Consider the following 25,170-nt stretch of genomic DNA (forward strand, 5'->3'; position numbering starts at 1 on the left):
ATCCGGGTCAGAAGAAATATCTAATACGGCTTCCGGCCGAGCGATGGTGCATAAGGCACCTACGATGTAAGCTTGGACTTGTAGCGGTTTTGTGCCGGTGACAGAACTCTATTAAGCCACCTTTGCTTCGAACGCCAATGGGCTGATGCCACCCAGATATGAGTGACGGCGACGGCTATTATAAAAGCCGTTGATATATTGGAAGATGGCAGTCCCGGTTTCACGCCGTGTTTGCCATTTCTTCCGCCAGATCAGTTCAGCTTTCAGTGATTTAAAGAACATCTCAACCGAAGCATTATCATAGCAATTCCCCTTCCCACTCATCGATGGCCGCAGGCCGTAGGCCTGCAACTTCTTTTGATAATCATGGGAACAATATTGGCTGCCACGGTCTGAGTGGAAAATACAGCCTTCAGCGGGTTGCCGCAGGTTTACTGCCATATCCAGTGCACGGATCGCCAGATCTTTCTTCATCCGGTCACTGACTGCCCAGCCAATCACACGGCGGCTGTGTAGATCAAGGATGACAGCGAGGTAGAGCCATCCCTCGGCGGTCGAGATACAGCTGATGTCACCCGCCCATTTGCGGTTAGGCATATCGGCAGCAAAGTTGCCATCCAGCAGGTTGGGCGCAATGCCAAGGCTGTGATTACTGTTCGTGGTAACCTTATGCCTGCGGGTGCGAACCGGCCTGATCCCGTTTATCCGCATCAATCTGCCAACGCGGCGCTCACCAACATCAAGCCCCGCCTCTTTAAGCTCCAGTGTCATCCTCGGTCTGCCGTAGCTGCCAAGGCTAAGCTTATACTGGTCCTTGATGTGCGCCAGCACTTTCATATCAACGCGCGACCGCTCACTCATCGGTCGTGTGCGCCAGGAACGATAGCCACGAGGGCTGACCAGCAGCATCCGGCACAGCATCTCCACTGGCCAAACATGACGCCAGCTATGCACAAACGCAAACCTCATGGGCGTTGGCTCGCGAAGAACTGCGTGGCCTTTCTTAGAATCTCCCTCTCCTCCTTGAGAATACGGTTCTCACGGCGCAGACGTTCATTCTCGCGGGCCAAATCAGCCTGCGGTGCTGCCGTCAGATCACTGGATCGATACTGCGACATCCACTTACCCAGTGTCGATAATCCAACACCCAAATCAGCAGAAACACGCCGCCGCGACAATCCGCTCGTCAGTGCAATCCGAACCGCCTCTTGCTTGAAAGCCTCTGTATGCTTCTTCATTTTACCGGTCTCCTTGTGCCAGTGTTATATGCTCAAGTCACCGGCACAAAACCGTTACAAGTCCACTATGGTGTCTTGGTCTTGGGGGCTTCTCTTCATTGGCGGAAAAGAAAAGGATTATGCCATGTTATGATAGGTTGTTGCGAGCTGGCACTAACCAGTGAAGAAATAGCGCTTGAAGGGTAAGGTGGCTGCGCCGATTGCGCAAGCGTCCCCCGGGCTTTCTGCTAGCACGAGTTGTGGCATGGGGCGTGGTTCGGCTCGTCTGCGGTGGTCGTGAATTTCGATATGCGGGATCATCATGCGTGCCAAATCACGCGGAATTCGCCCGCCTAGTACAATCACTTCCGGGTCAAGTATCGCCGACAAAGCCGAAGCAATCAACGACAAGCTATCGCGTGTACATGATAACCATTCATCTACCCCAGGCCATGATGGATCAAAGCGGCGCAGCATGTCAGATAAGCCATCGATCACCACGCCCTTGCGACTTACCGTTTGCCGTAATAATTCCAGATTAGGATGAGGATAAATCAGGCTGGGCAGGATGAGTCCGATTTCACCGGCATTGCCATTGACCCCGCGCATCAAATGATGATCGACAATGATGCCTCCACCAATCCCTGCTGCGATATATAAATAGGCGAAAGATGCATGGCTGCGCCCCACGCCTACGAGGCTTTCGCCAATAGCTGCTGCATTGCCATCATTTTCAACCCATACCGGCAGCCCGAATTGTGCTGTCAAGATATCGTCGATATTCACGATTGCCCAATCATCAAGCTGTCGTGGCGTGTTGTAGTGCGCCCGTCCGCCAAGATTATACCCGGAAATTCCTACACCTATGCCTAGCAGGCGACGATTATCGATAGGACGCCGGGTACGGATAGTCTCAAACATTCGGGAAAGTTGCGCCAAAACCGCAGGTCGCGACATTGACGGCATCTCGCATTGTTCTTCTTCCAAAACGGCGCCGGAAAAATCCATTAAAACCACGGACAGTGCGTCGGTCATCATGGCAATGCCAAAACTATAGGAAAATTCAGGCACCACATGCATTAATGTTGCAGGCTGACCGCGCCGTCTCTGCGCCTGTCGCGGACCATCGCGCAAGATGCCCGTGTCGGTCAATCCCTTGACCAAACGTGAAACGGTTTGCTGGGGAAGTCCAGAGTGGAGCACAAGGTCGGCCTGCGATAGCCCATCATGGCGCAATATCAAATCGAGAATAACTTTTTCGCGTTGTGAAATTGGTGAAATATCATTGTCTGTAAAAAATGGTGGCAAGGTCTGTATATCCTGACTGATGCGCATGCCTTTCGCCCTTCTTGCCGGTCATGGTTTTACCATGACCAAGACATCTTTTTTATCCGGTTCGGCTCGATCATGCGAACTTTTATCCTCGACGCAAGTCCTCTCGTGAGATCCTGAAGTTTCGCGTCCATTTATTTAACTCATTAATATACCCATTTTGTTGATTGTAAATTTCAACTGTGTCATATCAATCGTAATAAGGCACGGGCAGTGGACCTGCCAGCAGACATAAGTGCAAAATATTGGGTTGAGGAATAACAAGACCGGCTCTGTCAAAGTCGGCGAAAAAGATCATATGGGAGAGGTTTTTCGTTTTACCTCCATCATGATCATCGCATCCCACAGTCCAGTATTCTGCCCGGCTTGTCGCTCTGCCAGAGCCTTGCGCAAGCGTGGCGGCGGCATAGTTGTCTCGCCGAGAAAATAGGGACGGATCAATTGGGAGGACGACATGACATCTAAACGGAATATATATCTGCAATCTTGTGCCATCATTGCATTTTTGGCAGCAAACTCTACCGTTACTCTAGCTCAGCAAAACAACAGCACCGATCCTGCGTTGGAAGGTGCGCAGAGCGATGAGCCGTCCCGTGGTGGCGGCTCCCTTGAGGAGATTGTTGTCACTGGCACCAGCCGGGCGCGCAGTGGATTGAATACCCCCTTATCGCTCACCAGTCTCGATGAAGAGGGCATCCGCCGTTATTCGGCTAGCAGTCAGGCTGATATCCTGCGTTCCATCCCCACCATTAAGGCCGAAGGCGGCGGTGGCGAAGTGGCTGCCAATGTCTTTATCAAAGGCCTTCCTTCGGGTGGGCAATTCCAGTTCACGCCGTTGCAATATGATGGCGTGCCGGTATTCAGCTCCTTTGGTCTCAACAGTTCGGCCTTTGATGTTTATTATCGCAATGACTTGGGGATCGAGCGGCTTGAATTCGTGCGTGGTGGGGTATCGAACCTGTTTGGCGCCGGTTCAGTGGCTGGTCTGATCAACTATATTTCCAAAACCGGCAGCGCAGAATCGGAAGGGACGATTCAACTTGAATGGGCGGATGAAGGCCGTTTTCGCGGTGATTTTGCCACATCGGGGCCGCTCGGCGGCAAGGATTCGGATACCTTTTATGCCCTTTCCGGCTTTTATCGCTATGATGAAGGCCCGCTGAAGACCGGGCTTCCCACGGAAGGCTTTCAACTGCGCGGCAATATCAAACGTGAATTTGAAGATAATTCCGGTTCCTTTACGATTTACGGTCAATGGATTGACGACAGCGTGCAGTTCTTCTTGCCCTTCCCATTGACCGGCGAAGACAGGAATCGCCCCATTGGCAATGATGGGCAGACCATAAACAGCTTGCAAACTGACGCGGCGGCAAATCTCAATTTCCAGACCCCTGATGGCGTATTTGAAACCGGCATCCGTGATGGTGCCAGTACCGAAGGTGGTTCGGTATCGGTCGCCTTCGAACGGGAACTCGATGATGGCTGGGGAGTCAATGCCCGCGCCAAATATGCGCGCTATTCCCATGAGTTCAATCTGTTCCTTGATGGCGATGGCATCGTCAATCTGCCGGAAACGCTATCGGGTTTTCTGGATGCACGGGGTCTGGGGAGTTTGGCCAATGCCAGCTTTACCAATGAAACAAACGGTCAGGAGTTGGCCCCCGACAGCTTGCTGTTTGCCAATCGCATTCTCGATCGCAACCGTCCTGCGGAAGATTTTACCGCGGAATTGAATATCACTAAAACGCTCTTCACTGGGCCCATCGATCATTCGTTCACATTGGGCGGATTTTTTGCCCGCGCCGAAGCCGATGATGAAAATATTACCACTACTTTTCTTGCCGAGTTTAACGACCGGCCTGATCTCGTCAATCTCGTGATTCAGGATGAAGCGGGCAATGATATCACCATTTCGCGTAATGGCCTGCTCAATGCCGGAGCGGGTTTCACAAACAATCACCATACGGCCACCCGCTTTGCCGGCTATGTTGCCGATCAGATGGAAATGGACCGCTGGGTGTTCGATATTGGCTTGCGCGTCGAGAAGATCCTAGGCGATATCAGCCGCGAAGGCTCGCAATCCTTCCAGATTGATGATGATCCCAGCCTCGCCCCTGACCTACAATCTGTGATCTTTGGTAATGGCGATTTCACCATTGGTGAAGTGGATACTAGTGAATGGGCGTTGGCCCTTGGGGCATTGTACAATTTGACCGATAGCGTCAGCCTGTATGCCAATGGCGCGCGCGGCTTTTTCTTCCCTGAAATACGCAGTGTCGGCTTTAACGCTCTCGGTGAGCCGCAAACATATAAAGCTGAAATCATCAAACAGGCGGAAGCCGGGGTGAAATATAGCGGCCCGCGTTTCTCAGCCACTCTCGCTGGGTTTTATTCCGAGCTTGATGACCGTCGCTCTGTCGATTTCGTCAATGACGGGCAAGGTGGAGTCATTGAAGTCACATCGATCCAATCGACCCGGTCCTACGGGATTGAAGCTTCGGCCAGCGTCTATCTGACCAGTGCTCTGCGGCTCGATGGAAATGTCACTTTTCAGGATCACAAATTCACCGATTTCGACAGCAATGCACAATTTATCGGCAACGAACTGCGTCGTCAGCCCAATCTGCTGTTCAATACCGGTGTGATTTATGATGATGATCGCTTTGACTTTGCTTTCTTCCAGACCTTTGTTGGCAATAATTTTGCAAATGATTCCAATACGGTGCTGTTGGATTCGCATAATATTGCCCGGCTTGATGCCGGTTATACGTTCAGCGTGATGGGCGCCCAAACTGCACGCATCGGTTTTAGCGTCTTCAATCTGTTCGATAACGATGGCGTGACGGAAGGGTCGCCGCGTCAGGGCGTGGGGCAATCCGAAGACCAAGCCTTCTTTGTCGGCCGTCCGATCCTGCCGCGTCGCTATAGCGTACGTCTCACTTATGATTTCTAGGCTTTAGAAGTCTTGAGCAGAGGTGGCCTCCCCGCACCTCTGTAATGGGTCGGCACCGAGTTTAAGATGGTGCCGACCCCCTTTCTCAATAGATAATGTATTCAATAAAGGGCTTTAAACGGGCATGACGTATTCAACCTCATCGCAGACGCAGACGCAGACGCAGACGCTTGACGCCGCCGCCCGCGCGATCCTCAAAACCAATGATCGGGGCGGCTATACGGTTCCAAATGGCCGGGTCTATCCCTTTCAGTGGAATTGGGATTCAGCCTTCGTGGCTTTGGGCTTTGCTGATTTTGACCGGGATCGTGCCTGGGTTGAAATTGAAACGTTGTTTGAAGCGCAATGGGATGATGGTTTCTTGCCACATATTGTTTTCTGGAAAGACGATAGTGGTTATTTCCCGGGCGCCTCGGTTTGGGATGCCCACAAGAACCCCGCAACATCAGGGATAACGCAGCCGCCGGTTGCCGCATCAGTGATCCGTTGGTTATGGGACTCTGGGCCAAAATCTGCCAGAGAAGCGGAGCGTATGGCTGCGCTTTATCCAAAAGTGCTGAAATGGCACCGCTGGTTCGCCCGCCATCGCGATCCGGAAGGTCGTGGGCTGGTGGTTGCCACTCATCCGTGGGAGACGGGACGCGACAATTCCCCGGAATGGGATTATCCCGCATCAGGCGTTGATATCTCCGCCGTTGGTTCCTACGAGCGCCGTGATACCAGCCACCTCGACGCCCAAATGCGGCCGACAAAGCTTGATTATGACCGCTATCTGGCTATCGTGCAATTTGGCCGCGATCATGATTGGGACCATGATGTCATCGCTCGCACCGGACCCTTTCGAGTGGCAGATGTGGGGATGACAATGATCTTGCTACGGGCCAATCGCGATCTTTTGGCGCTGGCCAAGATTTTGGGGCGCAGTAAGGATTACGCTGAAATAGAGGCCTCGATCGAAAAAACCCGAGCCGGGATTGACTGGCTGTGGAATGATGAAGTAGAGGCCTTCTGCTCCCGTGACCTGATCAGCGGGCGCTCTTCGGCAATGATCACAAGCGCCTCTTTTCTCTCGTTTTATGCGGGCGTTGGGACAGAGAAGCAAAATCAAAGCCTGATTGCACATCTTGATCGGATCAGCTCCAAGATAGACAAGATGCTGCCAAGCCTTGATCCCGATCATGAGGCCTTCGATGCTATGCGCTATTGGCGCGGGCCTTGCTGGGCGGTGGTCACCTTCCTCGTTGCTCGGGGGCTTTTGGACGAAGGGCAAAGCGAATGGGCCGAACGCCTGCGTCTTGATACCGCAGCGCTGATCCGCGACACCGGCTTTTATGAAGCCTTTTGCCCGGTCAGCGGACGCGGTACCGGGGGCGACTTATTTTCCTGGACGGCTGCCATGTGGCTTTTCTGGGCGGGCAAGGCATGAACGGCCTCGATTACAGCATCATTGCCATCTATTTGGCTGGCTTGCTGTTTTTAGGCTATGCCTTCCGCCAGCAAAGCAACCGGGGCGATTATTTCCTCGGTGGCCGTAGCTTGGCTGGTTTCCACTGGCCTTATCGACCATGGCAACACAATTATCCGCTATCAGCTTCATTTCAGCGCCTGCCTTTGTTGGTATACGCGATGGCGGCGGTATGATCTGGCTGTCTTATGAGTTGGCCGTGCCGCTTGCCATGATCTTTTTAATGTGGGCGATCATGCCCCGACTTTATGCCTCGGGTCATGTCAGTATCTATGAGTTTCTTGAAGACCGCTTCGACTATGTGACGCGTTTTCTGATCAGCATCGTCTTTCAAATCAGCCGCGCATTCGGGACCGGAATCAGCATTTATGCCATCGCGCTCATTCTTGAAAGCATGATGGGCCTGCCCTTTTGGGGAGCGGTGCTGATGATCGGGGTGATTACGGCTCTTTATTCTCTGCAAGGGGGATGAAAGCCGTCGTCTATGCCGATGCCATTCAGATGGGGATTATCTTTCTGGGGATATTTCTGTGTGCCGCCTTTGCCTTATACTATCTTGGTGGGTTGAGCGCAGTCAGCGAACAACTTGATCCGGCGCGGTTTAAGGCCGTGTCCTTTACGCGCTTTGGTATAAGCGGTGATGAATTCGGATTTCTTCCCATGTTGTTTGGCGGCATGGTGCTTTATGCCTCTTATTATGGCTGTGATCAAACACAGGCGCAGCGCATTTTATCAGCAAAAGACGCCCGCACCATGCGCCAAACCCTTCTTGCCAATGGGCTTTTACGATTTCCTATGGTGGTGCTGTATTGTGTAATGGGGCTCTTGATCGGTGCTCTTGTCATGCTTTCACCAGACCTTTCTGTGTCTGAAATTTCAGCGACCCCGGATACCATGATACCGCAATTCATCCTGACCTATTTGCCGCATGGGCTGATCGGGCTGTTGGTCGTTGCTATTTTGTCATCAGCCATGTCATCGCTCAGTTCGGTTATCAACTCTTTGTCGGCGGTGACCACGGAAGATATCGCGCTTTTGCGCGGGAATAGCCTGAGCGAACGGCATTATGTGTTATTGTCGCGGCTCTCGGCGATGATATGGGCACTGGTGATCTTGGGCTTTTCATTTTTTGGCGGTGCCATCGCCGATACTGTCATTGAGGCGATCAACAAGGTTGGCTCCATGTTTTACGGCCCTATCCTTGCGACCTTCTTGCTGGCAATCATGGTGCGCGACATCAGCGCTCGTGGGGCCAATTGGGGGTTGATGGCCGGTGTTGGAACCAATCTTTATCTTTGGCTTTTCGTTCCACAGATTTTTTGGTTTTGGTGGAATGTGATCGGGCTTCTGACAACGTTTTCGATTGCCTTTGCCTACAGTATAATCATTGATAAACGCAGACCCGCTTTCACGGGATTTGTGCGGGGCAGCCATGACGGGCCAGCTACAATGGCTCCTTGGCGTGAAACCATTATTTTGCTCATCGCCTTTGGCGTCATCCTTACAGTGATTATTGGCTTTGATGGCTTGTGGACGGCATTAACTGCATCCCCTGAAATATCTGCTGCGGAGGTGTTGTGAGCATGGTGTCAAAAAACTCTCAAAGCTCCATGCCCCCCCGCCGCCTGTTGGAGCATCTGTTTGAAAGTGCTGTGGCTTCCGTTGCCGCTCATCACTGCTTGCCGCAGCATTTGCCTCAAACTTCGGCGATCGGACGAACATTGGTTCTCGGTGCGGGTAAGGCTGCGGCTGCCATGGCGCAAACCGTTGCCCAAAGCGTGCCAGGGCGACTGGAAGGCTTGGTCGTTACCCGCTACGGGCATACTGTGGATGAGGAAATCCCCGGTATTACAGTAATTGAAGCTGCTCATCCGGTCCCCGATGAAATGAGTCTAAAGGCCGCAAGTGATATGCTGGCGCTGGCATCGAGCACCGGGCCGAATGATCGGTTGATTTTTTTGGCATCGGGCGGCGGGTCATCGGTGTTGGCTTTACCTATTCCGGGCCTAGATTTTACAAAAAAACGTGAACTTATGCGCCATTTGGTGCTGTGTGGCGCGCCTATTTCCGATATTAATACCGTGCGAAAGCATGTCTCTGCGATCAAGGGCGGGCGTTTGTTGGACGCCGCTCGGTATGCTGGCGAGGTGCTGACTTTGGTAATATCCGATGTTCCCGGCGATGATCCTGCTCTTGTTGCTTCTGGCCCCACGATCCCCGATCCGAGCCGGGTTGCAAAGGCGCGAGCGGTCATCGAACGCTGGGGTGCACCGGATCGAGAAGAGATTCTTGATCTTCTTAGGCAGGAAGAGGCTGAAACACCAAAATCCGCCCCATGTACACATCGCATCATTGTCGCTGCCCGGGCTGCTGACTGCCTGTCTTCTGCCTATGAAACCGCCCGTTCTATGGGGCTTGATGTGGTTGATCTGGGGGATCGGTTGGAAGGTGTTTCTGCGCAGCTCGGCCAAGATCATGCGCGGCTGGCTTTGAAGGCACAGGCGCAGGGACGCCCCACGCTTATTCTTTCCGGGGGGGAAACGACCGTCCAGCTTGATTCGTCCAGCGTTGGCGGATGTGGCGGACCCAATCTGGAATATCTGTTGGGGATGATGCTGGAACTCAAGGGCGCTGCGGGTATTTACGCCCTTGCCTGCGATAGCGACGGCATTGATGGCAACGGCGACCATGCCGGCGGGATCATCGAGCCTCAAAGCCTTGAACGGGCCCGCGCGCTTGGCCTTGATCCCGCCGAGAGCTTGAAGCGGCACGACAGTTATAAGCTTTTTAAAGCTTTGGGCGATCTGATTGTTACCGGGCCAACCCGCACCAATGTGAATGATTTTCGCGCCATTCTTGTGGAGCCTGTAGCTGATAGGCGTGTATCCTTGTAAGTGGAGTTGGGCACATGAGCCAAAACCATGACGGTGAGTCAAATAAGGTAGTCAATGATGGCTATCATGTCGGGGAAAGTGATGAACGACCTTGGGGACGTTGGACCGTTCTGGATGTGGGCACGGGTTATGTGGTCAAGCGTATCGAAGTGTCGCTTGGGCAAATTCTGTCAAAGCAACGCCACCAATACCGTGCCGAACATTGGCTGATTGCATGTGGGGAGGCTGATATATGGCTCGACGAGCGACAAGAGCGGCTCATTGCCGGCCAATCGGTGGATATTCCAGTGGGAGCAATCCATCGCATCGGCAATGCTGGAAATTCCGTTTTGATATTTTTTGAAGTGCAACTGGGTGATCGCCTTGAAGAAAGTGATATAGAGCGCTTGGCAGATCATTATGGCCGATAAGTATTTTATTTTCTATACAGTTATGGACTAGGTTCAGGACACATCAAACCCACCATATGATGATAGCAGCGATTAGAATTGCAGAGAAGAATGTGTGTGCGCCGCGGTCATAGCGGGTTGCGACACGTTGCCAGTCTTTGGGCGTCCAAACATATTTTCGACCTTATGGCGTTGTTTATAGGTGATTTTACAGTATCCAGCCGGGAAGTTATGGTCCTTTCGAGGCGGGATGCAGGGCGTTATTCCCTTGACGACCAATGCGGCCCTAAACTCGTCACTGTCATATCCCTTGTCACCAAGCAGTCGAGCGGGGACCTTCAGGCAATGCCGGATAAATCAGTTTGGCCCCGATATGATCGCTCATCTGGCCCTCGGTCAGGCACAGGATAACCGGTCACCCCAAAGCATCCACTACCACGTGCAGCTTAGAGTTCAGTCCGCCTTTGGTGCGTCCACTACGTCTGGGAACATCCTTTTTTTAGCAGACTGGCTGCGGTGCGGTGGGCTTTGAGATGGGTGGCGTCAATCATGAGCATTTCTGGCGCTCCTGCTTCTGCTGTTAAGCGTCTGAATATCTTGTCAAAAACACCCAATCGGCTCCAGCGAATGAAGCGGTTATACAGGGTTTTATGAGGGCCGTATTCCCTTGACGCATCGCGCCAGAGAAGCCCGGTATGGCTCACAAAATAATCCCCGAAACTACCCGCCGGTCATCGACACGCGGCACGCCATGAGCCAGAGGAAGGCAAAGTTCGATAATGGCCTATTGTTCTTTTGAGAGCCAAAACAAATCATCCATGACAAATCTCCTTTGCCACGGTGAATCACAAATTAAACCAAATGGGAACCCACAAAATTAATAGGTCCTGAGCCTAGGTCATCTTGATTAGATGGCGGCATCCCGATTGCTTTGGGATTCCGCCTTGAGAATTATGCAATGAAGCTCTTCGGCGTCTGTTAGAATCCCAAGCAATATGGAGAGGATATCTGGCTTTCGTTCTCGCACTCGCACCCTTCTGCAACTAAAGGAAGCGTATAAAGGCAGTTGTAAGTGCAGCCGGTCCGCATGGGGGATGGATATCATTCGGTACGCAAAGCATGTGCTGGTGGCGTGCGGGCTATATTCAACACATGACCTGTGACAATCAATAAGCCCAAAGCGGCGGTCCCCAAGGCTGTGGCAAGAAAAAGTGTTGGGCTAAGGTCGATGCGGTTTTCAAAGCCATCAAGCCAATGTCGCATCACCAACACGCAACGGGAAGGGTAAGAATATTAGCAAACAAAATTGGCTTTAGAATTTGAAGTGTAATAAGACGCAACATGTCTTTGCGATTGGCCCCCGCTATTTTGCGGATCGCTACTTCTTTCCGTCGGCGTTCTACAGAAAAGGCTACAGTGCCGTAGATCCCAGAACAAGCCAGCATGATGGCAAGTGTTGTGAAGAAAGCCAGTGTTTTGGTTTTGGATGTATCTTCCGCATGGAGGGCTGCGATCTCTTGTCCAAGCAATCGCCCGGAAAATGGCTGATCAGGGAAAAGCCTCGTCCATATATCTCTAATTTTGCCAAGAACGGCCACTTCCTCGCCCGGGAGGCACGTACCAGAAGATAGCGGATATCGTCCCGGCTTTGAATATAGATCATGGGCCTTATAGGGTCGCGAAGTGAGCGATAGCGGACATCGCCGACAATGCCGACGATGGTTGTGGGCGCCAACCCATATGAAAGATCGATAAGACCTACATCAAGACGCTGGCCGATCGCTGTCGATGGATCGGAAAAGCCAAGGCGGGCAAGGGCCGACGTGTTGGCAATTATATTGCTGCCACGCATTGCCAATGCAGCTTCATTGGTAACCCCTTTCGATCCGCCGATTGTTGTATCGTCCAGGGCATGGTCACGTGAGAGGGCGCGGCCTGCAACAATGGGGATTTGCATTATATCAAAATATGCGGGGTCGATGGCGGCCCAGCCGATCTGAGTTTGCTCTTCGCCCGGCTTGCGTACCGGCAGATTACTTTCATTTTGACTTGCGGGCAGAAGACTTGTTGCCGTTACCCCAATGACCCTTGGGGTGTCTTCAATTAGTGCCTGCAAGGTGGGAAGTGATTGCTTTACGCTATCGGTTCTAATGCCTTCGAGAACAAGCAATCCTGTGGGGGTGTACCCGGGATCAAGTGTTTGAGCGTGCCGTATTTGCAAGATCATAATGACGGTGCACAAAAGTAGACCTGTAGCGATGGAAAATTGCAGGGCTACAAGGGCCGTTCTTAATATGCGTCCTTTTGGAATATCCGGTAATTTTCGTGAACCCAATATGGTGGCTGGCCTGAATTTGAGAAGAAGAGACGTGGGCAGAAGCGCCGCTAGGCTTCCAATAACGAAAATTAAAATCAAAAGGATTGGAATAAGGGTATGTTGCGTACTAGGTGGTGAGGCAAAACCGATTTGAACTGCGTTTTTCTGTATAAATGGTACCAGCACCAGTGCCAAAACCCCTGCCGCTGCCAGAAACAGGCAGTTTTCCAGAATTTGCAAGGTCGCTATTTTAAATGGCGATGCACCGTGGACCCGGCGGATTGCGATGTCCCGCCCGCGCTTTGTTGCATGTGCGGCAACAAGAATAGAGTAATTGATGCCAGCAATTAAAAAGATTGCAAAAGCGACACCGGCAAGAACCTGCATAAGCCGATAATCGCCGCCCGGCATCCATGATCCCTGATGAGTATGATGCAGATGCACGTCACCAAGAGCGACAAACTGAAAGTCGAGCGGCATATTCTCGCCCATTGCCGGGTTGTGAACATGATCTTTTTGAAAGCGCGGCATTGCGCTATTGACCGTGGCCATCGAATGGCCTTTGCCCAGCTTTGCATAAACATAGCCGAACAGATTTCCCCATGCCGTCAAAAGCTCTGGCCGTCGGGTTAAAAGATCGTCTGCTAGAGGCCGGAGAAAATTGATTTCAAAATGTGTATTTGGGGGGAGGGGAGCCAGAACACCTGATATTATAAGATGCTTGCGTGCTCCGGACGGGCCTATTTGAGTTAATTCCTTGCCCAAAACGGATGTTTCGCCAAAAAGCTGGATGGCTTCCTTTGCCGATATGACGATGGATTCTGGATTAGAGAAAGCGATATCGGGACTTCCATGAAGGAAGGGTAAATCGAAAACTGAAAAGATGTTTCGGTGGGTAATAGTCGCCATCTTTTCCACCGGTTCATCGTTGATGATGAACTGCAATTTTTGGGGCCACATTGCTGTTACGGCTTCTAATTCCGGAAAGGCGTCGGGCAAGGCCATTATTGCGGCGATAGATGGGGTAAGGGATAATTCCGTCTGCTCACCGGAGGGACCTGTATAGGTCGTTTCAAGTTTCAGAATACGCTCAGAATCGGGTATCCATTGATCAAAGGATGTTTGAAACCGTATTTCGCCAATCAGGACCAAAAGAACGGTAAGCGCAAAACCAAGCCCCAGAAGATTAAGAAGAGACGCTCGCGGTGTGGTTCTATGCCGCCTTATCATCTGAGAAATATACGCAATCATGGAGAAACCTTTCTGAAGCTATAGTCTATTAAATACGGGATCAAAGCACTCGCAATTTTGTAATTTGATAATTTTCTCTTGATTAAGATAAAATCGGAGGGCGGTTATTCTGTTATCGCCACTACATTGTCATCGCTGTTCCGATCAATATATTTGTTATAAGGATCAATCCCCGCAAAGGCCGGTTTGCGCGTTGTGATCACCCGGATCGTTTGCGTCCCCGATATAACCGGCAGTCGTTCCATAGAAATCACGTCCTCGGCTTTGAAGCTTCCCATGCCCGGACGCTGGTCAAACAGCCCGATGTCGATCTGGTCGGAGAGCGGGGTTGGTTTTTCCACGCCGGCTCCATCGGCATAGAATTTCTGTGCCGCAACCGTGATCACCGTCTCGAATGTATCATCGGGTAGGGCGCGCACGGTGGCGTCTTCAGCTTCAGGTCATAGATGGTGATGCGGTCCAGAAGGTCCAGCACCAGATCATGCTCGTCGCTATTGCGCGTAAGCGACAGGAACCCTTCTACAAGCGCTGTGGAGCGGGCATAGGGTGCTCCTTTGAAGCGGTATTTGTCCAACAGGCTTGCAAGCATTTGGTTCACGCGATCTTCGCCCAACTGGTCTTGCAAAAGATACAGCACCACCGCGCCCTTGCGATAATGGATATAGGCTTGGTTTTCCACGCGATCGAGCGGCAGTTCCTCGATCCGTTCGCTGCCTCTCGAGCGTAGATAATTGTCCAGTTCATATTTCAGGAAACGCCGAATCTGATCCTCGCCATAGATCTGTTTCATCACCATCAGCGACGAATATTGCGCCATAGATTCGATCAGCATGGTGTTGCCCTGCATGGCTGCCGCATTGAGCTGGTGCCCCCAATATTGGTGGGCGATTTCATGGGCTGTCACATAGGTTACATAGTCGATCTTATCGGGATCGCTGGTATTGGCGATGAAACCGATACGCTCGGAATAAGGAATGGTGCCAGCAAAAGACTGGGCAAAAGAGGCATAGCCGGGAAATTCAAGAATACGGGCGTGATCGAACTGATAAGGGCCGAAATTCTTTTGAAAATAGGCGAGAGAGGTTTTCATGGCCTCTAGCATGCGGTCCACATTCCACACATGCTTGGGGTCGGAATAAACCGAAAGCTGCACGCCATCCGCTTCTTCCGTCTTGATTGCGTAATTTGCCGACTGGATCGAGAAAAAGGCAACAATAGGAGCAGATGAAACAAAGCGTGCGGTACGGCGGCCATTTTCGGTGTTGGTCATAACCTCGCGCCCCGGTGCCACCGGCACCTGATCCGCATCGGTTGTGACCGTGATGTCGGAATAAACCCAGGACGCATTGCCGATCCCGTTTCGTGCCGTTGCCGACAGGTCTTCAAGTTTTGCTGCCCGCAGCTCGGATGGCAGCCCGTGTTTGCGGCGTATGACAGGATCGCTGAGCAGGGAATCCCGGCTCATACCGATTTGCGGAGCAATCTGGAAATTACTGAGAAAGGTGCCATTCCTCACCAGTCGCGTATCGTCGCCATTGGCCGGTAATCCTTGATTATGGCGCTCGGTTTTAAAGGTTAATTCTGAAGTGGCATTGGGGGCCAAGGGGGTGGTGAAACGATAAATGCGGTATTGCAGGTCTGTATCGTTCATTTCCAATGTGGCGCCCGGCAGATCGGTTGCGATCAGCTTGGTGGTGAAATCCGACAGACGCACATGCAATTCTTGAAGGGGCGCACCGGTGTCATTGATAAATTGGTAGCGACCTTCGGTGATGGCTTGCCGCTTGGCAGGGTAAAGCGACACATCCAGCGTGATATGGGTGAGCGATGGCTGTTTGATCTGTTCATTTGCGAGATATTTCTTCTCGTATTCAGCCCGCATGCGGTTGAGATCATCCTGTGTGCGATACACATTAAGGACATTCATATTCCAGAATAGCCAGCCGCCGGTTACCGCAAAAACCACCAGTGCCACCGCCATGACAGCTCCGGATGGGCTGGCCAGTCGCTGCGGCAATTGCTTCAGGCGGGGCGTCAGCCGGGTTTCTGTGCCCCGGCGCCACAAAAGATGCGCCAGCACGGCCAATATGGCTGCGAAGGCTCCCCAATAAAGGCGCAGCCACCACCCCAGGGCCCCGCCGATCTGGCTGCCATTCATGTCAGAGAACAGTTGTGATCCGGTATCGCCATATTGATAGAGCGGATGTTCGAACCCGATATTGGTGAGGGTGATGGTGGCCACCAAATAGATGACCATGATGCCCCAGCCGATATATTTATTGGGGCTAAGCGCTTGCACAAAGACGGCAAGGATCGCCAGAATGACCATATCCACCGTCATCGGCAGGACATACCAGCCAAGATATTGGTCTAATTGTACGTCATATTGACCACGGACAAGCTGCACGGCCATCGCTGCCAGAGCCGATGCCACAAGCGCCGCGAACAACACCCCCATAACGGCCAGAGTTTTCGGAATCATATAAGCCCAATTGGGCAGCGAGGTGGCGTCGATGATTTCGTGCATTTTGCGTTCACGATCGCGCCACACCAATTCACCGGCATAATAAATGGCGATAATCAAAGGAAAAAGGCTGAAGCTGCCGCGCAAAACCTGGATCATGGAAAAGGTGAGCGGGCGCGCCGGAGTGCCGTAAATCTCGCCGGAGAAAAGCAAGCCACCCAGTGAATTGAACAGGCCGATCAGCAAAAGCACGATAAAGGCCGGGCTTTTAAACACCAATCCCATTTCAAATCGGCACTGGGACACCAGCCGTGCCCAGATCGCTTTTGCGGGCCGCGCTTTGGGAAGCCTGTCAACAAGCAGCGGCGCTGTGGCGGCGAGCTTGGCGGTGTTGCGTGCTTGTTTGCGTAACGCACGCTTCGATATGCCCCGTTCGGCAAAGCTGAACCGGGCATAGCTCAGGAACAAGGCCGCCAGCCCGACCCCGACCCAGATGAGCCGGTTGAACAGGATGAAGCCCATGATCGGGGGCGTGAGCGTGTTTTGTTCGCTGGCGGTCCAATAGCGGATCACATTGCCCACGGCAGCCAGCCCGAATGGCTCGATATAGCTGGCAATATCGCGCAGTTCCGGCTTGGAGCGGAGGATGGTGTTGACCACAAGATAGGCAATGAGAAACGCCACAACGCCCAGATAGGAATACATCATGGAGCGGGTCATCGCCGCGACAAGGAAGAAAATAGCCGAGGTGAGAAACAAATTGGGCAGTGCCAGCACCATATAGGCATAAACATAATTATGCAGCCGGTTTGGCCCCAGCGTTTCCGGATCGACCCATGGCATGAGCGAGCCAAACCAGATGGCCAAAGGGATCGCCAGAAAGGATATGGCCGCCGCGCCAAATGCGCCAAGAAAGCGGCCGATGAGATAGTTGAATTTTGATACTTGCGTGGAGCGCACCATCGGGCCAAAGCCGCTTTCATCATCGCGGACAATGACATTGGCGACAAATGCGGTGGTCACAAACATATAGAAAAGCGAAAAGATCTGGTGGATCTGGATGATGCGCTGGGCGAATTCTTGTAAATATTCCCCCCGCTGCCGATCTGGATCTGATCCACGGTGATGGATCCATAGGTCAGCAAAAAGAACAGGATAACAACGACCCAAAACACCGGATTGCGGAATTGATAGCGGAGTTCGAAGGCGGCGATCTTTCCGAACATGATTTGGCGTCCTCTTCAGGCGGCTGTTGCGGTGGAGGCGCGCCGGGCATGGGCAAGCGCAGAGAAATAGACATCCTCCAGCCCTCCTTCCACAGCAGTGAAACCATTTTGAGGGTCGGATGATGACAGCACATGAATGATGGTTCGTCCGGCAAAGAGCCGCGTGGAGATAACGTCATAACGGTCGGAATAGCTGTCGAGCTGATGGCGCTCGATTGTTTTGGCCCAGATGCTGCCACGGGTTTGATGGATGAGGTCGAGCGGCGCCCCTTCAAGCTGGATCCGCCCCGCCGTCAGCACTGCCATGCGTGGGCACAGATCGGCCACATCATCCACGATATGGGTGGACAGGATAACAACGACATTTTCACCGATTTCCGCCAACAGATTAAGGAAGCGGTTGCGTTCTTCGGGATCAAGACCGGCTGTTGGTTCATCGACGATGATCAATTCGGGATTGCCGATCAGAGCCTGGGCGATGCCAAAGCGTTGGCGCATGCCGCCGGAAAACCCGGCAATGGCCTTTTTTCGCACAGCCCATAAATTTGTCTGGTTCAGGAGGGTTTCCACCGTCTCCTTCCGTTCGCGGGCCGAGGCAATGCCCTTCAAGACCGCCATATGGTCCAGCATATCATAGGCCGAGACACGGGGATAAACGCCGAAATCCTGCGGGAGATATCCCAGCCGTTCTCGCAAAAGTTCGGGTTGGGCGATCACATCGATATCGCCAAACCGGATGCTGCCCTCGGTGGGGGTCTGCAAGGTGGCCACCGTGCGCATCAAGGTGGATTTCCCCGCGCCATTGGGACCCAAAAGGCCGTACATGCCTTTGGGGATACTCAATGATACAGCGTCCAGTGCCCGTGTGCCATTGGGGTAAATATGTGTGACAGCCTTGAGTTCCAGCATGTGAAGGCCTCCCTTTATCAAGAACACTTTAGTTTGTGATTTGGAAAGCTAAAGAGTTCTTTCGTTTAGGCCCGGTTTTTATGTCTTTTCGTTTGTATCCGGATGGCGCGGCCGTTTAAGCGCGGGCGGAGACAAGCCATGCTTTTCCGCGCATCATCACCCCTTTTAGCGGCACATGATGGCGGGCAAAAAGATCGTGAAGGTCCTGGCCGGCTTTCAGCGTTATCGAGGCGTCTGTGGTTTTTACTAACCGGCCTTGGGCGATAGAGTTGAGGGCGAAGTCAACAGCGGTCTGTGGGGATGCGCCTGCGCCGCCCACCGGTTGCAAGCCTTCATGGGGGACCACGTCCATGTCCTTGAAGCCGCTGGCGTCTAGAATGTCGCGCACATAATCCAGATCTTCAAAGGCAAACGGTCCGGGGGCGCGCGGGATGGCGGGTGGCACATCGATATATGTTTTCACAATGGCCATCATGTCCATCATCCACGGATTGTCGCGCGGGGCAGCCCAAACCGCCAGATCGATCCGGCCATTTTTGCGCAGCAAGCCATGTAGATTGGAGAATGCGGCCGCCGGATCTTCAAAAAACATACAGCCAAAGCGGGAGCAAAGACGGTCGAACGGCGCGTCTTGCAAACGGACAGTGGTAGCATCGGCACATAGGAAGTGCGCGTTTTCCACACCGGCTGCTGCGGCCCGTGCAAGTGCTGCGGCCTTGAGGTCCGGTGAAATATCAATTCCCAAAGCATGGCCGGAAGGTGCAACTGATTGGGCAATGGCGATGGTGGTGGCTCCCCCGCCACAACCGATATCAAGAACCGTTTCACCGGCCTGATAACCGGCGCGGGCCAGCAAAGCTTTGCCGATTGGGGCAATCATTCCTTCAAAACCGGATAGATTGGCAAGCCATGTGGCGCCCATATCGCCAGCCCAATCCTCTGTTTTCAGGTCTTGGGGATTATGGACATCTGTGCTGGTCATTGCTGCGCTCCCGGTGTTTGAAGGCTTTCGCCAATTTGTTCAGCCGTTCATATGGCGACCCTAGATCACCATATCCTGCTTGTCGAAGAGGAAGGACAAGAAGATCGCGCATGTTACGGACAAGCAAAAGCACCAAAGCCGGTGCTTTTCAGGGATAAGGAATATGGGGCGGATTTACCGAGGCTGAGCACCGCCAATGATCTGGTCGGCAAGGCTGACGAGATCGGGTGCGCAAAAATCCGGGCGAGGCACATGGGTGGCAGGCAGGATGGCATTGTGGGGGCGGGTCAGGAACGCGCCATAACAGCCTGCGGCTTGCGCCCCGATGGTGTCCCATAAATGGCAGGCAACAAGGCACATTTGCGCCATTTCGGCTCCCATTTCCTTTGCCACAAAACGGTATGTTTCCGGAGCCGGTTTGAACTTTCCAACCGCCTCGATACTAAAGGAGCGTTCGAAGAAATCGCCTAATCCGGCCCGTTCCAAGGGCGAGGGGGCGGCGGTGCTGGTGGAATTTGTCAAGGTGACAAGCCGAAAGCCCGCATCGCGCAGCCGGGTGAGGGCGGGTGCCACATCAGGATGGGCGGGCATGCGGCCCATCCGCTGTTTCAGATCATCAATATCGCTGTCGTTCAATGGCCGGTCATGGATGGAGGCCAGCATTTTAAGGCTTCCCACCGCCAAATCGCCGAATGGCGTGTAAAGGCCGGATAGCGTCATCGTTTGGGAATAGAGGATCATCTGCGCAAACCAGTCCCGCAGGGTGGCGCTATTGCCAAACACCCGCTTGAACACAGGATCAAGCGTGGTGATATCCAGCAGCGTTTCATTCACATCGAATATGATGATCGAAATGGCTGCGCGCTTGGTCATGGGGATTGGTTGCTCGCTTTTTGATCAGGGCAGTATCCATGCACTGCCCTGATCGGAACTTCGGGGCCGGTCAGGCCGCTTTTGTCCATCCGAATTTGGCGAACGGCGCATCAACCGGCGTTTTGGTGATGTGGTTGGTATAGTTGGACATCACTTTCTGGGCGAGCCCAAGGATCACCTCAAGCACATGGCGCTTGGTGAACCCCGCATCCAGAAAGGCCTGTACGGTTTCATCATCCACATTGCCCCGATTCCGCACCACAGACAAGGTGAAGCTGCGCAGGGCTTCCAACCGGGCATCGGGAAGGGGCGTTTCATTGCGCAACGCATCACCGATTTCGTCGCTCACATTCATGCTTTTGGCGATGGCGGTATGGGCGGGCACGCAATAATGGCAAGAATGTTCCACATTGATGGTCTGCCATACAACGGTAAGCTCTTCCGCATTGAAGCTGGTGTTCAGCAATAATTCGTGCAGCTTTTGATAGGCTTCCAAAAGGCCGGGGGCTTCCGCCATCACCGCATGCAGATTGGGGATCATCCCGAAAGATTTTTTCGAATTGGCCAGCAATTCCTTGCTGCCTTCCGGGGCGTTGGTTTCATCATACAAGGTGAAGTCGGTCATCGCTCTCTCCTGAGTTGGGTCATGGGGCGGCACCCCGTTTCGGGTTGATCGGACAATGGGGATGTTTGAGCGATTGCTCAATAGACAATTTGAGCGATCACTCAAACTTGACCGATAAGACGCGATGGGCAGAAGACAAACAGGGCCGCACCTTTTATTAAGAGGGATCATGAAACGCGCCCGCCCATATGACCGCGAGGCCGCATTGGATGCGGCAGTGAGCCTTTTTTGGACAAAAGGCTATTACGCAACATCCTTGAAGGATCTGGAAGCTGCCCTGTCCATGAGGCCGGGGAGCATCTATGCGGCGTTTAAAAATAAAGAAGCGCTGTTTTGTGCCGCGCTTGAGCGATATTTCCAGAAAAACATTGCGGAACTGCATGAAAAGATTCCGGCCAGCCCTTCACCGCTGCAAGGGCTGTGTGATCATCTGCGCTGGCTTGGCCAAAATCAGGGCGGCGATTGCAATAGCCGCGCGTGTATGCTGATAAAAACCCTTCTGGATACAACGGCTTCAGAAGCCAGAATCGCTGAACAGGCGCGCTGTTATCTGGATCGGATACAGGCGGAAATTGCCACCATATTCGATCGGGCAAAAGCATGTGGCGAGCTGTCACCAGAGATGGAGACTGGCCGGCTGGCGCGGCGTTACCAATCGGATATTACAGCCCTTAGAATTGAGGCCCATCGCGGCACGGACCGGAAGGGTCTGGCGGATCTTGCCGAGGATCTGGCGCAAGGATGGGAGCAATTGCGCGACCAATCGCATAACTAGAAAGCCTATAGACTCTTTCCCTGAATAAGATATCATACCCGTTATGAGGAATAAGAACAATTCGATTCCCCTCATGGTATCAATTCGATTCAAATTTGGGGAGAGTCTTCATGATACGCTTCAAGATGATAGGAGTGATGCTGGCGGGCCTTTATTTCGGGCTTTTGGCATCAGCCGCATCGGCGGCGCCCTGTTTGATATTCTTGCATGGCAAGCAGACAGACACCGGCACCTATAGCAGTTGGGCGGCGGCGCGGAATTACTGGGTCAATGGCTCCGATGATTTTGTGCGCGAAGCCACGCGCAATTTTGCCACGTCCTATTATGTGGTGGGCTATAATGGTACCCGGCCGTTTTGGGACCCCGATGCTGCGGGCGAAGCGGCGGCTGAAATCATTAATGCCACCAATGGGGTTGCCGATGGTGGTGGAAACCGTTGTGCCTCTTCATGGAGCCAAGGCGGCAGCTTCTGGGTTATTGCCCACAGCATGGGCGGCACGGTCATGGATTTCATTCTGGGCAATGCACAGCCCAGCGATCCCAATTTCAACCTGAATGGATCTTATGATGTGGTGGCCCAGCGCCTGGGCCTGGTTGTGTCTGTTGGCGGGGCGCATCGCGGCTCGCAAGGGGCGGATGCGGTGTGCGGCGATGCCTCGTCTTTGTGCAATTTCGTGGCATCCTTCATTCAGGATTGCGACGATGCCACTTTCTGGCTGCGCAGTTCCGACGATGTGCAGGTGCGGACCTTTTCCAACGCACCGGCGCGGAATGTCTATCTTACGGGCGGCTATGAAGCGATTTTCGGGGCCAGCGCCTGTTTGACCGGCGAAGATGACGGTGTCGTTCAATATGCTTCGATTTTTGCCTGTGGCGGCAATGCCGATGCCAGCTATAATAACAGCACCGTTTGCGGAAATTCCTTCAAACAGGAAGCGTCTGGCTTCATCAATCTGGATGCGGCGCATGAAAATCATAGCGATGAGCGCGATGCCAGCGATGCAGACGACCGCAGGCAGATCCCCGACGGGATATGGACATGCAATGGAACAAGCTGTGCACCCGATACCGTCGTGGCCAGTGGCATGACCACGGCCAGCTTTATCAGCAGCCTTTATTAAGTGCGATGGAGAGATAAGATGACACTATTCAAAACATCGATCGTCGCCGCACTTTTGGTCGGCTTTTCCGTTGGTGTCGGGTCTTTTTCAGCCGATGCCCAAAGCGATCGGGGCAAGGCGCAAAAAATCGGAGCACCGTCAGTTCCCGATCTGGCCGCCCATGCTGCCCGCAGCTATCAAGAACAAGCGCGGTTTCCTGCCTGGTCCCAGCCGGTGGCAAAGGGACAGCCGGACCCCTTGATGGCCCAGCGCATTCCGACCCGCCAAACCCTGCCGCGTGATTATGGAGATGGATTGACTGTCTGGCCTTCGGGCATTCGTTATGAACGGGGGGAGCCAGTTTATATCTATGCGCAAGTCACCCGCGCTGCGGTGAATGATGAAGACCTTTTGGTTCTGCCCAGAGACGGCACCATGACCGGCCCGATGACCATTGTCGGGCAGGTGACAGGTCCGGTTTCCGGGCCTTTGGACACGTTCAAATTCTCGGATAACGGAACCAATGGCGATGAAAAGGCCGGAGACGGGATTTATACGGGACGGTTCGATCTGCCTGCCGATAGGGAGCCGATGATCGGATATGCGGAAAACCTTGCGGTGATCGTTACAGCCAGTGATGGGCGTGGCGATCGCTTGAAAGGCATGACCGGCGTTCTTTATAGCATCCCGCAGCAGATCTGACCGGAAAATATGAACATCATATGGTTGATGGCGATCTGGTGATCCGCGCCGAAATATCGGTAGAGGCCAAAGGCCGCTTTCATCTGTCCGGTATCTTGCATAATGTGCAGGGCGAGCCATTGGCCAGTTCTCAAAATGCCCTTTATCTGGAGCCGGGCACCAGATGGATGGATCTGACCTTTTATGGCCTTGCCTTGCGTGAAGCCGGCGCAAAAGGGCCTCTGACATTGGGATCGGTGACAGTGACCAGCGCCAATGCCATCCCCAATGCCTTGGGGCCTGTTTATGAAAATGTTTATAAAACAGAGCCTTATGAAATATCCGCTTTCCATGATCGGGAATTTTATCGGGCTGATCTGATGGAGCAATCGCGCCGCCTTGATGCACTATCCGCGAACGGGAAAAGGCTTTGGAAATGCGCCATAAGCCAAACTGATCATATGTGATCGTCCGGATGGGCATTGCCGGTGGGGGCCTGCGGTATTCTTGATGCCGCAGGCTTTTTGGTGGGTGCGGGCACTGTGAAATGGCTTTCAATTTCGACCCGTCTGGCCATTATGGATAAAGCCTGCGATTGATTGATGAGGTGCAAGGATGCGCGCGGTTTTTTATGAAAAATTCGGCGGTGTGGATGTTTTGACTTTTGGTGAACGGCCCACCCCTAAGCCGGGCAAAGGGGAAGTGCTGATCCGGGTTCATGCTGCCGGCGTCAATCCCATTGATTGGAAATTGCGTGATGGCTTTGCCGAGGGGATGTTCTCTTATGAATTTCCGATCATCCCCGGTTGGGATGCTGCCGGTGAAATTGCTGTGCTGGGCGACGATGTCGAAGGATTTGCAGTCGGTGATCCGGTTTATACCTATTGCCGCCGCGACCTTTTGCATTGGGGCACCTATGCGGAGTATGTACCGGTGAACGCTGCACATATTGCCCCAAAGCCTTCAAAGCCGAGCATGGTTGAGGCGGCGGCTATTCCTCTTGTTTCCTTGACTGCGTGGCAAGCGCTGGTGACCGAGGCGGGGCTGAAGGCAGGGCAGACCGCCCTTATTCATGCGGGCGCGGGCGGTGTCGGAAGCTTTGCCATTCCCATTGCCAAGCATCTGGCGCAAGGGTGATCACCACAGCAAGCCGGAAAAATGCCGATTATGTGCGCCAATTGGGCGCTGACGAGGTGATCGATTACCGCACGGAAAATTGGGCGGAAAAGGTGCAGGATCTGGTTTCCGGTGGTGTGAATATGGTTCTTGATAGCCTTAGCGGTTTGGCGTCCGATATGTCTGTGGATGTGACTGCTGCAGGCGGCACGGTGGTGTCGTTGAATGATCTTGCAGATGAAAAGCGCGCAAAGAGCAAAGATGTACACGTCACTCGGTTGTTTGTGACCCCCAATGGGGATGATCTTCGTGCCATAGGGGCTTTGATCGAAAACGGAGAACTTCCCATTCCACCTATCAACCGCTTGCCCTTTAAAGACGCAGCCAAAGCGCAAGAACAAAGCGGTTCAGGGCATGTGCGCGGCAAATTGGTTCTCGAAATCGTTTAAGGCGTCGTTTCTTAGAACAAGGCCGCCATTGGCGGAAGGCTTTTGCCTTGCGATCAAAAGCCTGTGGCGTGTTTGTCTGGCTGTGCTATCAAGCCTTCAAACAGTGATGTGGGAAGGTTTGAAAATGGCGGGTGCGCGGCAACGGTTTTGGG

General features: G+C 53.1%; 23 protein-coding genes and 2 pseudogenes. 12 read left to right on the forward strand and 13 right to left on the reverse strand.

Annotated features, from left to right (window positions below):
* Nucleotides 1-111 precede the first annotated feature (111 nt).
* Together JCM17844_RS04610 and JCM17844_RS04615 are read right to left on the reverse strand one after the other, a co-directional pair.
* A protein-coding gene (locus tag JCM17844_RS04610; RefSeq protein ID WP_371864738.1) for an IS3 family transposase occupies nt 112-1,238 on the reverse strand; the annotation gives its coding sequence in 2 pieces (ribosomal slippage) (nt 112-998 and nt 998-1,238; 1,128 coding nt in all).
* Nucleotides 1,239-1,391: 153 nt separating this feature from the next.
* Nucleotides 1,392-2,552, reverse strand: coding sequence for an ROK family transcriptional regulator (locus JCM17844_RS04615; protein WP_149999870.1), 1,161 nt, complete (start codon nt 2,550-2,552; stop codon nt 1,392-1,394).
* 451 nt (nt 2,553-3,003) lie between these two features.
* On the opposite strand from JCM17844_RS04615, the gene JCM17844_RS04620 reads away from it, so the two are divergent.
* From JCM17844_RS04620 to JCM17844_RS04640, 6 genes and pseudogenes are all read left to right on the forward strand, one after another.
* Nucleotides 3,004-5,502 (forward strand): TonB-dependent receptor, encoded by a 2,499-nt coding sequence (locus JCM17844_RS04620; RefSeq protein WP_149999871.1) that lies wholly within the window; start codon nt 3,004-3,006, stop codon nt 5,500-5,502.
* Nucleotides 5,503-5,626: 124 nt separating this feature from the next.
* Nucleotides 5,627-6,928 (forward strand): MGH1-like glycoside hydrolase domain-containing protein, encoded by a 1,302-nt coding sequence (locus JCM17844_RS04625; RefSeq protein ID WP_149999872.1) that lies wholly within the window; start codon nt 5,627-5,629, stop codon nt 6,926-6,928.
* Nucleotides 6,925-7,143 (forward strand): hypothetical protein, encoded by a 219-nt coding sequence (locus JCM17844_RS14415; protein ID WP_210431365.1) that lies wholly within the window; start codon nt 6,925-6,927, stop codon nt 7,141-7,143. Before JCM17844_RS04625 ends, JCM17844_RS14415 begins: the two co-directional genes overlap by 4 nt.
* Nucleotides 7,068-8,548: pseudogene (locus JCM17844_RS04630) on the forward strand (sodium:solute symporter family transporter). Before JCM17844_RS14415 ends, JCM17844_RS04630 begins: the two are co-directional and overlap by 76 nt.
* A gap of 2 nt (nt 8,549-8,550) precedes the next feature.
* Nucleotides 8,551-9,861 (forward strand): glycerate kinase type-2 family protein, encoded by a 1,311-nt coding sequence (locus JCM17844_RS04635; RefSeq protein WP_235898918.1) that lies wholly within the window; start codon nt 8,551-8,553, stop codon nt 9,859-9,861.
* Between the two features lie 14 nt (nt 9,862-9,875).
* Nucleotides 9,876-10,271: a phosphomannose isomerase type II C-terminal cupin domain gene (locus JCM17844_RS04640; RefSeq protein ID WP_149999873.1), complete on the forward strand. Its 396-nt coding sequence runs from the start codon at nt 9,876-9,878 to the stop codon at nt 10,269-10,271.
* A gap of 43 nt (nt 10,272-10,314) precedes the next feature.
* Here JCM17844_RS04640 and JCM17844_RS04645 read toward each other — a convergent pair.
* From JCM17844_RS04645 to JCM17844_RS04680, 11 genes and pseudogenes are all read right to left on the reverse strand, one after another.
* A pseudogene (locus JCM17844_RS04645) lies at nt 10,315-11,031 on the reverse strand (IS5 family transposase).
* Between the two features lie 320 nt (nt 11,032-11,351).
* Nucleotides 11,352-11,513 (reverse strand): hypothetical protein, encoded by a 162-nt coding sequence (locus JCM17844_RS14425; RefSeq protein ID WP_210431369.1) that lies wholly within the window; start codon nt 11,511-11,513, stop codon nt 11,352-11,354.
* Entirely contained in the window at nt 11,513-11,695 is a 183-nt protein-coding gene (locus JCM17844_RS17145; RefSeq protein WP_149999874.1) for an FtsX-like permease family protein, read from the reverse strand. Before JCM17844_RS17145 ends, JCM17844_RS14425 begins: the two co-directional genes overlap by 1 nt.
* A complete protein-coding gene (locus JCM17844_RS04655; protein WP_149999875.1) occupies nt 11,662-13,818 on the reverse strand; it encodes an ABC transporter permease in 2,157 nt (718 codons plus the stop codon). The genes JCM17844_RS17145 and JCM17844_RS04655 overlap by 34 nt, the downstream gene beginning before the upstream one ends.
* A gap of 104 nt (nt 13,819-13,922) precedes the next feature.
* A complete protein-coding gene (locus JCM17844_RS14430; protein WP_210431370.1) occupies nt 13,923-14,237 on the reverse strand; it encodes a hypothetical protein in 315 nt (104 codons plus the stop codon).
* Complete coding sequence (locus tag JCM17844_RS04660; protein ID WP_210431371.1) at nt 14,201-17,311, reverse strand: ABC transporter permease/M1 family aminopeptidase; 3,111 nt, start codon at nt 17,309-17,311, stop codon at nt 14,201-14,203. Before JCM17844_RS04660 ends, JCM17844_RS14430 begins: the two co-directional genes overlap by 37 nt.
* Nucleotides 17,302-17,508, reverse strand: coding sequence for a hypothetical protein (locus JCM17844_RS14435; RefSeq protein WP_210431372.1), 207 nt, complete (start codon nt 17,506-17,508; stop codon nt 17,302-17,304). Before JCM17844_RS14435 ends, JCM17844_RS04660 begins: the two co-directional genes overlap by 10 nt.
* A gap of 15 nt (nt 17,509-17,523) precedes the next feature.
* Nucleotides 17,524-18,417, reverse strand: a complete 894-nt coding sequence (locus JCM17844_RS04665; protein WP_149999876.1) for an ABC transporter ATP-binding protein — start codon at nt 18,415-18,417, stop codon at nt 17,524-17,526.
* 115 nt (nt 18,418-18,532) lie between these two features.
* On the reverse strand, nt 18,533-19,399 hold the full coding sequence (locus JCM17844_RS04670; protein ID WP_149999877.1) for a class I SAM-dependent methyltransferase: 867 nt from the start codon (nt 19,397-19,399) through the stop codon (nt 18,533-18,535).
* 174 nt (nt 19,400-19,573) lie between these two features.
* Complete coding sequence (locus JCM17844_RS04675) at nt 19,574-20,272, reverse strand: haloacid dehalogenase type II (RefSeq protein ID WP_149999878.1); 699 nt, start codon at nt 20,270-20,272, stop codon at nt 19,574-19,576.
* 70 nt (nt 20,273-20,342) lie between these two features.
* Nucleotides 20,343-20,897 carry a carboxymuconolactone decarboxylase family protein gene (locus JCM17844_RS04680; protein WP_149999879.1) on the reverse strand — a complete coding sequence of 185 codons (555 nt, stop codon included), beginning with the start codon at nt 20,895-20,897 and terminating at the stop codon, nt 20,343-20,345.
* Nucleotides 20,898-21,066: 169 nt separating this feature from the next.
* Between JCM17844_RS04680 and JCM17844_RS04685 the strand changes: the two genes are divergently transcribed.
* From JCM17844_RS04685 to JCM17844_RS04710, 6 genes are all read left to right on the forward strand, one after another.
* Nucleotides 21,067-21,672: a TetR/AcrR family transcriptional regulator gene (locus JCM17844_RS04685; protein WP_149999880.1), complete on the forward strand. Its 606-nt coding sequence runs from the start codon at nt 21,067-21,069 to the stop codon at nt 21,670-21,672.
* 110 nt (nt 21,673-21,782) lie between these two features.
* Nucleotides 21,783-22,793, forward strand: a complete 1,011-nt coding sequence (locus JCM17844_RS04690; protein ID WP_149999881.1) for a calponin homology domain-containing protein — start codon at nt 21,783-21,785, stop codon at nt 22,791-22,793.
* A gap of 18 nt (nt 22,794-22,811) precedes the next feature.
* On the forward strand, nt 22,812-23,474 hold the full coding sequence (locus JCM17844_RS04695) for a choice-of-anchor X domain-containing protein (RefSeq protein WP_149999882.1): 663 nt from the start codon (nt 22,812-22,814) through the stop codon (nt 23,472-23,474).
* 20 nt (nt 23,475-23,494) lie between these two features.
* Nucleotides 23,495-23,920, forward strand: a complete 426-nt coding sequence (locus tag JCM17844_RS04700) for a DUF4785 family immunoglobulin-like domain-containing protein (protein WP_149999883.1) — start codon at nt 23,495-23,497, stop codon at nt 23,918-23,920.
* Nucleotides 23,921-24,068: 148 nt separating this feature from the next.
* Nucleotides 24,069-24,590, forward strand: a complete 522-nt coding sequence (locus JCM17844_RS04705) for an NADP-dependent oxidoreductase (protein WP_149999884.1) — start codon at nt 24,069-24,071, stop codon at nt 24,588-24,590.
* The gene (locus JCM17844_RS04710; RefSeq protein ID WP_210431373.1) at nt 24,587-25,018 is read left to right on the forward strand and encodes a zinc-binding dehydrogenase; all 432 of its coding nucleotides are present in this window, start codon (nt 24,587-24,589) and stop codon (nt 25,016-25,018) included. Before JCM17844_RS04705 ends, JCM17844_RS04710 begins: the two co-directional genes overlap by 4 nt.
* The last annotated feature ends 152 nt before the right edge of the window (nt 25,019-25,170 follow it).

Origin of the sequence: Iodidimonas gelatinilytica, assembly GCF_008579125.1 — a bacterium.
Taxonomy (GTDB): Bacteria; Pseudomonadota; Alphaproteobacteria; order Sphingomonadales; family Rhodothalassiaceae; genus Iodidimonas; species Iodidimonas muriae.